The following is a 10,360-nucleotide window of genomic DNA, read 5'->3' on the forward strand; positions in this document are numbered from 1 at the left end:
GTGCTGGACGAGCTCACCCAGGCCGCCCCCGCGCTGCCCGCGACCCCGCAGGGCCCGCCCACGGCGATCGTCCTGGGCCAGTACCTGGCCGCGATCGGCATTCTCACCGAGGCGGAGGAGGAACGGCTGCACGAGCGGATGCTGCGCGGTGCCGCGGCCGCCGGCCACCGCCGCGTGCTGTTCAAGCCGCACCCGACCGCGCCCGCCCGCTACAACCAGGCGCTGGAGAAGGCCGCCGCCGACGCCGGGGTCAGCCTGACGGTCCTGGACCAGCCCATGCTGGCCGAGTCGCTGTACGGACTGCTGCAGCCCGAGCTGGTCATCAGCTGCTTCTCCACCGCCTTGCTGACCGCCGCCACCTGCTACCGGATCCCGGTGGCCCGCACCGGCACCGACCTGCTGCTGGAACGCCTGACGCCGTACGAGAACAGCAACCGCGTGCCGGCGACGATCGTCGACGCCGTCGTCCCCGAACTCGGCGGCGAAGCGCCTACCCGGGACATCGCCCACCTCAGCGGACTGCTGACAGCCGTCGGCTACTGCATGCAGTCCGAGGCACACGCCCGGCTGCGCCCCGAGGCCGAGGCCTGGCTGGCCGCTCACCCGGACATCGCCAGGCCGCCGTACGTCACCCGCCGCCGGCTCACCGCCCTCCAGCTGCCCGGCGGCCTCCGCGTCATCCGGCTCCCTGGTGTCGCACGGGCGCTGCGACTGCCGAGCAGCCTCGCTCGGATCCCCGGCGTCGCGCGGGCGCTACGGCGCTTCCCCGGGGCCCGGCGCACGCTGCGCAGGATGTGGCGAGCGCTCGGCTGAGAGGAGGAGTACGGGGATGCGGAGGCGGCCGAGTGCTCCGGCTCCGGCCGGCGGCCGGGCCGGGTGGGTCATCCGGTCCCGAAGAGGGACTTGAGTTCCGCCACGTTGGCCCGGGTGACCGCCCAGAGCTGCTGCTGCAGCCGCAGCACATCGGACACCACGGACTGGTGGTCCTTGAGTATCGCCAGGACCCGCTCGGTGAGTACGGGGCCGAGATCGCGGTCGTGGACCGAGATGCCCCACTCGGGACGGCCGATGTCCGAGAGGAAGTACGCCATCTTGGGGTGCGAGATCAGACTGATGACGGGGGTGCCGCAGCCGAAGGGGATCATCCCTGCGTGGCCGCGCATCCCGATGACCAGCTTCGCCCGCCGGAAAACGTCGCGCACCTCGCTGTTCGAGGCGTCGTACAGCGGCTCCACGGGCAGCGTGAGGCCGTGTTCACGGCGCAGGTCGTGCACGAACCGCTCGTCCTCCAGCGTGTGCGGGGCGTAGCGCACGTCGGTGTGGCGGCGCAGCGTGCGCACGGCGGTGGCCATCTGATCGAGGAAGTGCCCGTAGTCGTGGCCGAAGCGCAGCCCCGCACGGTCGTAGGCACAGTTGATCAGCACGGTGTCCTCGCGCTGTTCCGCGTCGGTCCAGCCGGGAGTCAGCTGCCGGGTGACCGTGGTGGGACAGGGCTGGTAGCGCACCCGGTCCCGGAGCTCCGCCGGAAGCATCTCCCGGACCCGCTCGACCGAGCCGCGGTTGCGCAGGCCGAAGAAGGCCGACCGCTCGACCAGGGTTCGCAGGCTCTCGGTGAACCGGCTGCGCTGGTCGGCCTGCCCGTCGAAGACGTTGTAGCCGACCGCGAAGACCGCCAGCGGCACGGTGATCCGGGCCAGCATGGCGTCCGGCACGTTCCACTGCCAGGCGCTGTTGCCGTTCGGCCAGGTGTCCGGCAGGAACAGCCCTCCGCCGCCGACGATCAGACCGCGCCGGGCATTGACGTCCGCCACGGCGGCCTCGTCGAAGAGCCGGTGTACGTGGACGGAGTGCCAGCGGCGCGGCCCGGTGTCGGTGTCCAGGCACAGCCGTACGGCCTCGGGCAGCACCTTGTCGCCCGCGTTCTCCTGCCCGGTGGAGTACATCGCCACGTGGGCCAGCTGTTCAGCGGGGTCGGCCGCGTGGCTCTCTCCGTCCGGGGCCGCCGACTCCAGCTGGTAGGGCTCCCTGGTGTACAACGCGTGACAGCCACGGTGCAGTGGCTCGGCGTCCAGCCCCTGTCGGGCGTAGGCGCGAGCCTGGTCGTCCGCGCCGCGCAGCCACGCCAGCCGGGCCAGCTGGGCGAACGCCTTCGGCGCGACCTCGGGCGAGGCGGTCGCCAGCAGCAGGTGCGTCTCGGCTTCGTCGTAGCGGGAGACCGCCATCAGCGCGGCGCCCAGCGTCTCGTGGAAACGAGGCTGGTTGGCCTGGGCCGTCACGCCGGTCAGGGCCTCGACGGCCGCCTCGTAGCGGCCCTGCGCCCGGTGGGCCAGAGCCGCCGTGCGGGCCAGGTCGACCGTGGGCCGGCGCTCCAGCAGCGGTGTGACGCAGTGCGTCAGCAGCTCGGGGTGCTGGGATCCGGTGGGCAGGGCACAGTACTCGGCCCAGAATGCCTCGTCGTCCAGGTCGAACCTGCGCCAGGCCTGCTCGGCGGGCCGGTAACCGTCCCGCTCCTCCTGCCAGGGCCGGTGGTCCGCGGCGAATCGCACGATGGCGGCGTGCTCCGGGACCGGGACGTCGTCCCGCAGGCGGCTCACCGGGAAGTCGTAGCGTGTGCCGAGGCGGACGAACACGCTGTCCGGTATCTGCTCCAAGGACTCCGGGGCGGTGGCCCGGCTCAGCCACTCGCGCTGTATCACCAGTGGGCCGCCGCTCCGGACGACCTGCTTCCCGTCGTCCCGTTCCTCCAGGACGGCCCCTATCCCGTACCGCATCCGCATCAGCTCGGTGATGTCGCCCCGCACGATCATGCCGGGGTCCAGGGCGATGACGGTGTCGTAGTCGTCGATCCGGAAGATGTCCAGCCGCCGGTCCGCCCGGCGCGCCACAACGCGCGGGTGCAACCGGTGGGCCGGTGCCAGGGCGTCCTCGGACAGGCCGGGGTGCAGGACCACGAAGTCCTCGCACACTCCCGGGTTGGACAGCGCCAGGCTGCGCAGCAGCGCGAGCAGACCGGGCAGCCTGCCCTCGTCCACGTGGCAGGCGAAGGCGATCCGCCGCTTGCCGGTCGGGTTGGTGTTCATCGCAGAGCGATCCTCGTCTCGGTACCGCTGGTCGCCCGTGCCATGACCCAGTCCCGCTCCGCCGGTCGCAGGGGACCGGGCAGGCTGGAGCCGATCAGATCGATGCGCGGGCTGACATCCAGGAAGTCCAGCAAGCGGAGCACCGTGAACGCGGTGCTCGGTGCCGTGCCCCAGCCGCTCTCCCCGAGCACGGCGGGGTCCGACAGCGGTCTGCGCAGGCTGCTGTCCCCCGCATGGCGTTGCGCGCCGGGCACCAGGCGGCGCACCGCCTCGTGCCACTGCTTGCCGGATTCGCCGAAGACCAGTCGGATCCGCACCTGCTGGTCCCAGCAGGCACGGCCGGCGGTGGACACGGCATGCACGTCGGTCCGCCTGCCGTCGGCGCCGGCCCGGTCGCCGCGGTAGTCGTCGCAGCGGATCACCACGTCGTAGGGCCCGGTGTCACCGCCGAAAGCGCCGTCGGCCACCACGCACACCGACCGCCCCGCCAGCTGGTTGCGGAAGTCGGCGATCCCCAACGGGCCGCTCCCGCCGAGCAGGGGGTCGGGCATCCGGCCCCGCTCCTGCAGACGGCAGTGGGCCGCGTAGAGCGCCGCCAGTCGCCGTACGGCCGGGTCGGCGGCGTCCCGTTCCCGAAGGGCGGAGCCCATGCAGCCGGTGAAGGCGGCCCGTACCCGTTCCGGAGACCGGTCTTCCGCCACCGCCTCGGCGAAGGCCCGGGCCCCCGGGCTGTCGGCCGGCAGCAGTGCGACTGCCTCGGCCAGCACGTCCTGCTGCTCCCGCAGCACCGCCAGGCGGGCCGTGAGCTCCGGGTCCGGCTCGGGGGAGAGCGCCAGACACCGCTCGTACGCCTCGGCCGCCTGCCTGCTCAGGCCGAGCGCGTCCAGGGCCCGCGCGCGCAGCCGCCAGGCGCCCCTGGACTTGCCGCGCAGCCCCAGTGCCGTATCGGCGAGTTGCACGGCCAGTCGCAGCTCCGGCTCCTCGCCCGCCGCGACAGCGCGGTTGCCCGCCCTCAGCAAGGCGTCGAAGGCCGCCACGGAATCACTGTCCTGGGTACGGTGGGCGGCCAGCAGCGTCCCCAACGCCGCCGCGAGCCGTACGCGCCCACCGTCATCCGTCCCGTCGAGAGCGGCGAGATACGCCGTGCAGTGGTCCGTGCACGCGTCCCACAGGCGCTGCCGCCGCGCAAAGCCGGCTGCTCGCGAGCCCGGCGTCAGCAGCCGCGCCATCATCTGTTTCATCCTTCTCCACCATCTGGCACCGGAGAACCGAACTGTGCCCGAGCGCACGAGTGGCGCGGAAGGCTCGAACGTGTACCGCGGGTGAACAGTCGTGGAACCTCGCCATGCGAGCCGGTGGAGTCAGCACCAAGCCTCCCCCTGTTCACCGGAATGACTCCTTCCCGAGGGCGAACGGCCGCCGGGGGCGCGCTATATATGCACGAGTCCCGCTCCCGGATCCCCGAATGGCGTCATGACTCCCTACTCTGCCTCCGCCGCCCCGACCGAGGCGGCATCCAGCGGCAGCTCGCTGCCCACCGTGCACACTGTCCCGGCACCGCGCGCCGGTGGGCGGGAACATCGCCACGACATCGACCTGATGCGGCTGATCTGCTCCTGCGCGGTCATCCTGGGGCATGTCGGAGGGGCCTTCATCAGCGCCGTCGACCGGCGGGAAGCCAACGGTCCGGGCGCCTACTGGGTCGGCCATATCGCCGACGCGGCCAATCAGTTCGCGGTGCCGATGTTCTTCGCCATGGCGGGCTGGGCGGTACTGGTGGGTGCTCCGCCACGGGACGGCCGGCAGGTCCGGCAGCGGATCATACGCAACGGCCTGCCCCTGGTCGTGTGGACCGGCTGCTATCTCGCGTGGGCCTGGCTGCGTGGCCGCAACGAGGATCCTGTCACCGATCTGGCCGTGGACTCGGTCTTCGGCTCGGTGCAGCCCGCGTACCACCTGTGGTTCATGTACGCGTACATCCCCATCGTCATGGCGCTCTCCTTCGCCCTGCTGGTCAAGGCGGGCCAGCGCCCCTGGGGGCTGGGCGCGGCCCTCCTGGCCGTCGCGACCGTGCCCACCGTGCTCACCACCGCGCGCGAGGTGACCGGCTGGGAGGCGCCCGCCGTCGGCTGGGGCTTCGGCACCTACTCGGTGGTGTACGCCCTCCTCGGCGCGCTGCTGTTCGCCCTGCCGACCGGCGTGCCGCGCCGGCACCGCTGGCTGCTGGTGCCGGTGATTCTGGCCGCCATCGCCGGATGCCTCTGGTACGACACCCAGGTCAAGTACGTCATCCCCAACGCGCATCTGTTCGTCGCCGTGCTGTCGGCGTGCGTGCTGCTCCTGGTCAGCCGGGTACGCATCCCGGAGCGGCTGCGTCCGGCGCTGACCAAGCTGGCCGGGGCGTCGCTGGGCGCGTTCATGGTGCATGTCGTCTTCGTCGAAGAGCTGGTCCGCCCGCTGGTCTCGGCCGATCTCAGCGGGCCGGTGGCCGCGGCCCTCCTGGTGGGGTTGGTGCTTGGCACCATCGTCCTGTCGTACGCCGCGAGCCTGCTGTGGGGACGGCTGGGGCTGCGCCGCTTCCTGGGGTAGCGGGACGGGCCAGGGGAACCTGGCAGCGATCATCACGTGTTGCCACTGTGCCCGCCCGGGTCGCCCGGGCGGGCACAGTGGCAACAACCCCTCAGCGCGTGGCAACAACCCCTCAGCGCTTGGCATTCATGGCGGCGCGCTTCACCCTGCGTGCGACCCGCAGTGCCGCGCCCGTGCCCGGCATCTGGCGCACCAGGCCGGGGGAGAAACCACCGGGCAGCTGCAGCGCGGTCAGGCGACGCTTTTTGAAGTATCCCGCGGTGTCGTCGTCCAGACGCCGTGTCAGCCACGCTTCGGCGTCCTCGCGCAGCCGGGCGTAGATCGTCGGCTGCATGCAGTACCCAACGGTCCGCACGAGCGGGGCGATGCGTTCCGACACCTCTTCCTGCCGCCCGGCGATCACCTCTCCCACGGTGTCCCGTCCTTCCGGTCCCTCCAGAGGCGGTACCAGGGCGTCGACGATGGTGAGCGGAATCCGGTTGCTGTTCTGGTAAGGGGTGATCCGCTGCAGCAGCAGCTCGGTCCCGACCCGGGCGATCGGCACCCCGTAGTAGACGGACGCCGTCAGCATCGCGGTGGAGAAGCAGCCCACCACCAGCTCGGGGGCACACCGGTCGAAGACCGTCTCGGCGAGCATCGGCGTATCGAGCACGCTCAGGTGCACTCCGGCGTCGGCCGCCGCCTTCTCCAGCACCCTCGAGTAGCGGACCGGAGCGGTGGGATGCGGTTTGAAGAGGATCGCCCGGTGCCCGGCCGCGGCTGCTCCGCGCAGCATCCGCTCGTGCAGTGATTCCTCCTCGGCCGGCGTGAGGATGCCCAGTGCGGCCAGATACTGGCCGAGGATCACCGCGGTCGGTGCGTGCTCCGCCGCCGGGTCCAGACGGGCGTCGGTCCCGGCCTCCGCGCTGATCTCGCTGAGGACGGCACGGAACGCCTCGTTCGGCACCAGCTCGGAGGGGACGTCGTACTCCGAGAGCAGCAGGGGGCGCAGGCCCGGCACCAGGTCGAGGTGGAGCAGCCGCTGAATCCGGCAGGCGGTGCCGGCCGGCAGCGTTTCCCGGGTGGGGCCGTAGCTCATCAGTCCGTCGGCGTACACGTGCACATTGGCTTCGGCGAAGACGGTGGCGAGCGCGGCCGCAGGATTGACATGGACCGACTCCACCACCAGCTCGACCGGTCCGTCGCCGAGCTTCCAGGCGTCGCGGAGCAGCCGCTCCAGCACGGGAGCGTCGTGTTCCGCCGGGCGCCAGCCACTGGGGTGGTGCGGGCGGATGGTGTCGTTCCAGTCGACGACGGCGTCGAAGCGGGCGGCGATCCGCTGCCAGCCGGTCATTCCTGACAGCTTGGCGGCTGTTTCCGGGACGGCGGCGTTGTTGGAGACGAGGAGGACGCGGTGCGCCCGGGCCGCCGGGCCGAACTGGCCCGCGTCCAGCGCGGCGGCGAGTGTCGCCGCCCCGTAAAGCGTCGAGACCTCGAAGATCTGGGTGAGCGCCGGCCCTTGTGTCCGCGTCCGGGTGCCCTCGTTCATATCCGCGCCGCCTTCCGTGCCCCGCCCAGCAGCCGCCGGAGCACCTTTCTCCGCTCTTCGTCGATGCTCGCCAGGGTGTCCTCGAGTACCCGCGAGGGCATCCGGCGCAGGGCCGCCGCCGACTCCTGCTTCAACTGCCGTGCGACAGCGGACTCGTACTCGTCCGCCTTGGCCGCGTGGAACGCGATCATGGCGCAGTAGGTCCGCACGATCTTGGGAAGGTAGCGCTCGGCCTCGGGGTGGGCCATGACCTCCTCCAGGACGAGGTCGTGCGCCGGGATGAAGTCGAGCTGCCGGGCGTCGCTGATCTGGGTCAGCGAGGTGGTGATCCCGCGCCGGTAGAACACTCCCAGCAGCCCGACGGACGCGAAGGTCCTCGCCCGTAGGTGGAGCTGCCAGGTGAACACCCGGTCCTCGGCGGTGCGCAGCTGCGGCACGAAGCGCAGAGCGCCGCCGGCGGCGCCGTCCTCGAAGAGTTCGCGCCGGTAGATGCCGGCCCAGACGAACGGATAGTCGACCATCGTCATCATGTGGGCCGGTGCGATGCCGTCCCGGGCGTCGAGCACCGCGTCCCGTCTGCGCGCGGGGGCGCGCCGCACCGTGCGCTTGGTCCCGGTGGACTGCACGTGATCGGTGCGCACGAAGTCGCAGCCCAGCTCTTCGATGACGCGCACGAGGTCGGCCAGATGACCCGGCGCGTACCAGTCATCGCCGTCCAGAAAGGTGAGGTACTCACCGCGCGCCGCCTCGATCCCCGTGTTACGGGCCTGGGCGATGCCCTGGTTCGTCTCGTGCCGGATCACTCTGGCCTGCGGCAGCTCGCGCACGGCGCGGTCGAGTACCTCTCCCGTCGCATCCGTCGAACAGTCGTCCACGAGGATGAACTCCGTGCCCGGCCCCGCGTTGGCGGCGAGGCTGCGCACGGTGTCCGGTGCGAACCGCTGGACGTTGTGGCAGGGGACGATGACAGAAAGCTTGAACACCGGGCCACTCTGGCACGGGTTCATCGGCCCCCAGTGACCGCAGGACTACATCCTGGTGAATGCCGGGCGTAAGTTCCGTGGCCCCCGGATCAGAACGCGTCGCTCGGCACGTAAGTCCCCCAGACCTCCCGCAACGCGTTGCACACCTCGCCCACCGTCGCCCGGGCCCGCAGCGCGTCCTTCATCGGGTACAGCACGTTGTCCGTGCCCTTCGCCGCCTCCCGCAGGTCGTCGAGGGCCGCGTCGACGGCCGCCTGGTCGCGCTCCGCGCGCAGCTTCGCCAGCCGCTCCGCCTGCTGCGCCTCGATGGCCGGGTCCACCCGGAGGGGCTCGTACGGCTCCTCCTCGTCGAGCTGGAAGCGGTTGACGCCCACCACGACCCGCTCGCCGGAGTCCGTCTCCAGGGCGATCCGGTAGGCGCTGCGCTCGATCTCGTTCTTCTGGAAGCCGTGCTCGATGGCGTTGACCGCGCCGCCGAGGTCCTCGACCTTGGCCATCAGCTCCACGGCCGCGGCCTCGACCTCGTCGGTCATCTTCTCGATGACGTAACTGCCCGCGAACGGGTCCACCGTCGCCGTCACGTCCGTCTCGTACGCCAGCACCTGCTGCGTCCGCAGGGCGAGGCGCGCGCTCTTGTCCGTGGGCAGCGCGATGGCCTCGTCGAAGGAGTTGGTGTGCAGGGACTGGGTGCCGCCGAGGACCGCCGCCAGGCCCTGGACGGCGACACGGACCAGGTTCACCTCCGGCTGCTGTGCCGTCAGCTGCACGCCGGCCGTCTGGGTGTGGAACCGCAGCATCAGCGACTTGGGGTTCTTCGCGCCGAACTCCTCCTTCATCACCCGCGCCCAGATCCTGCGGGCGGCACGGAACTTGGCGACCTCCTCCAGGATCGTCGTCCGGGCCACGAAGAAGAACGACAGGCGCGGGGCGAAGTCGTCGACGTCCATCCCGGCCGCGACCGCCGTGCGCACGTACTCGATGCCGTCGGCCAGCGTGAACGCGATCTCCTGCGCGGGGGACGCGCCCGCCTCCGCCATGTGGTAGCCGGAGATCGAGATCGTGTTCCACTTCGGGATCTCGGCCCTGCAGTACTTGAAGATGTCCGCGATCAGCCGCAGCGAGGGCTTGGGCGGGAAGATGTACGTCCCGCGCGCGATGTACTCCTTCAGCACGTCGTTCTGGATCGTGCCGGTCAGCTTGTCCGCGCTGACGCCCTGCTCCTCCGCGACCAGTTGGTAGAGGAGCAGCAGGAGGGCCGCCGGGGCGTTGATCGTCATCGACGTGGACACCTTGTCCAGCGGGATCCCGCCGAACAGCACCCGCATGTCGTCGATCGAGTCGATCGCCACACCCACCTTGCCGACCTCACCGTGCGCGATCGGCGCGTCGGAGTCGTGGCCCATCTGCGTGGGCAGGTCGAAGGCGACCGACAGGCCCATCGTTCCATTGGCGATCAGCTGCTTGTACCGGGCGTTCGACTCGGTGGCGGTACCGAAACCGGCGTACTGGCGCATCGTCCACGGACGGCCGGTGTACATCGACGGGTAGACGCCACGCGTGAAGGGGTACGCCCCCGGCTCGCCCAGCTTCTCCGCCGGATCCCAGCCTTCCAGGGCGTCCGGACCGTACACCGGCTCGATGGGCAGTCCGGACTCCGACTCGCGCGCCATGGTCTGTGCCTCCGCGTTGCTTGGTTACTCGCTAGTACGAACGACCCTCGCCGACGGACTGTAGCGGCGGCCGTGCGCCCGGTGGAGGGGCGCACGCTGGGAGCTTGCTCACAGGGTCCGCCGACCCACCCCGTTCACCACCATGCCCCCGGGTTCGCAACCTTTCACGCCCGGGGAGCATCTCAGGTGACACGACCGGACGTCTGGTCGTACATCCGGTCGGACATCCGCGCAGGGGCACGGTGAGACACGGGGGGCCGAAATGCGTACCAGGGACATGCGGAGATCGGTTGCCGCACTGGCGGCACTCATCACGGTAGGCGGATGTTCGGCCCAGGCGGTGCGTGTGACCGGCGACCAGAACCGGCCGGTACGCATCGATGTCACGGCCACACCGAGCGGTGACACGGACGGAAGCAGCGGGAGCGGCGGCTCCGGCGGCGGGAAGAGCGTGGCGGACGGGAAGGCCGGCGCCGGCGACCCGCCGAGCGCGTCCCCCTCCCCCAGATC

Annotated in this window: 7 protein-coding genes; 2 read left to right on the forward strand and 5 right to left on the reverse strand. The window is 71.2% G+C overall.

What is annotated here, in order from left to right; all coding sequences use genetic code 11:
* Positions 1 to 813, forward strand: an 813-nt coding sequence (locus FNH04_RS32905; protein WP_228031751.1) for an alpha-2,8-polysialyltransferase family protein, incomplete at its 5' end; no start/stop codon positions are given.
* A 68-nt stretch (positions 814 to 881) separates the two neighbouring features.
* Here the strand turns inward: FNH04_RS32905 and FNH04_RS32910 are convergent.
* Together FNH04_RS32910 and FNH04_RS32915 are read right to left on the reverse strand one after the other, a co-directional pair.
* Positions 882 to 3,080, reverse strand: coding sequence for a polysaccharide pyruvyl transferase family protein (locus FNH04_RS32910; protein ID WP_152789514.1), 2,199 nt, complete (start codon positions 3,078 to 3,080; stop codon positions 882 to 884).
* Entirely contained in the window at positions 3,077 to 4,321 is a 1,245-nt protein-coding gene (locus FNH04_RS32915; protein WP_152789515.1) for a tetratricopeptide repeat protein, read from the reverse strand. Before FNH04_RS32915 ends, FNH04_RS32910 begins: the two co-directional genes overlap by 4 nt.
* A gap of 232 nt (positions 4,322 to 4,553) precedes the next feature.
* On the opposite strand from FNH04_RS32915, the gene FNH04_RS32920 reads away from it, so the two are divergent.
* A complete protein-coding gene (locus FNH04_RS32920) occupies positions 4,554 to 5,669 on the forward strand; it encodes an acyltransferase (RefSeq protein ID WP_152789516.1) in 1,116 nt (371 codons plus the stop codon).
* A gap of 112 nt (positions 5,670 to 5,781) precedes the next feature.
* Here FNH04_RS32920 and FNH04_RS32925 read toward each other — a convergent pair whose 3' ends face one another.
* The 3 genes from FNH04_RS32925 to FNH04_RS32935 all read right to left on the reverse strand — a co-directional run bounded on the left by FNH04_RS32925 (position 5,782) and on the right by FNH04_RS32935 (position 9,850).
* A complete protein-coding gene (locus tag FNH04_RS32925) occupies positions 5,782 to 7,197 on the reverse strand; it encodes a polysialyltransferase family glycosyltransferase (RefSeq protein WP_152789517.1) in 1,416 nt (471 codons plus the stop codon).
* On the reverse strand, positions 7,194 to 8,180 hold the full coding sequence (locus tag FNH04_RS32930; RefSeq protein ID WP_322724517.1) for a glycosyltransferase family 2 protein: 987 nt from the start codon (positions 8,178 to 8,180) through the stop codon (positions 7,194 to 7,196). The genes FNH04_RS32925 and FNH04_RS32930 overlap by 4 nt, the downstream gene beginning before the upstream one ends.
* Before the next feature lie 89 nt (positions 8,181 to 8,269).
* Positions 8,270 to 9,850, reverse strand: a complete 1,581-nt coding sequence (locus FNH04_RS32935; RefSeq protein WP_152789519.1) for an acyl-CoA mutase large subunit family protein — start codon at positions 9,848 to 9,850, stop codon at positions 8,270 to 8,272.
* Positions 9,851 to 10,360: the final 510 nt, after the last annotated feature.

This window comes from Streptomyces phyllanthi, from assembly GCF_009377205.1.
Classification (GTDB): domain Bacteria; phylum Actinomycetota; class Actinomycetes; order Streptomycetales; family Streptomycetaceae; genus Streptomyces; species Streptomyces phyllanthi.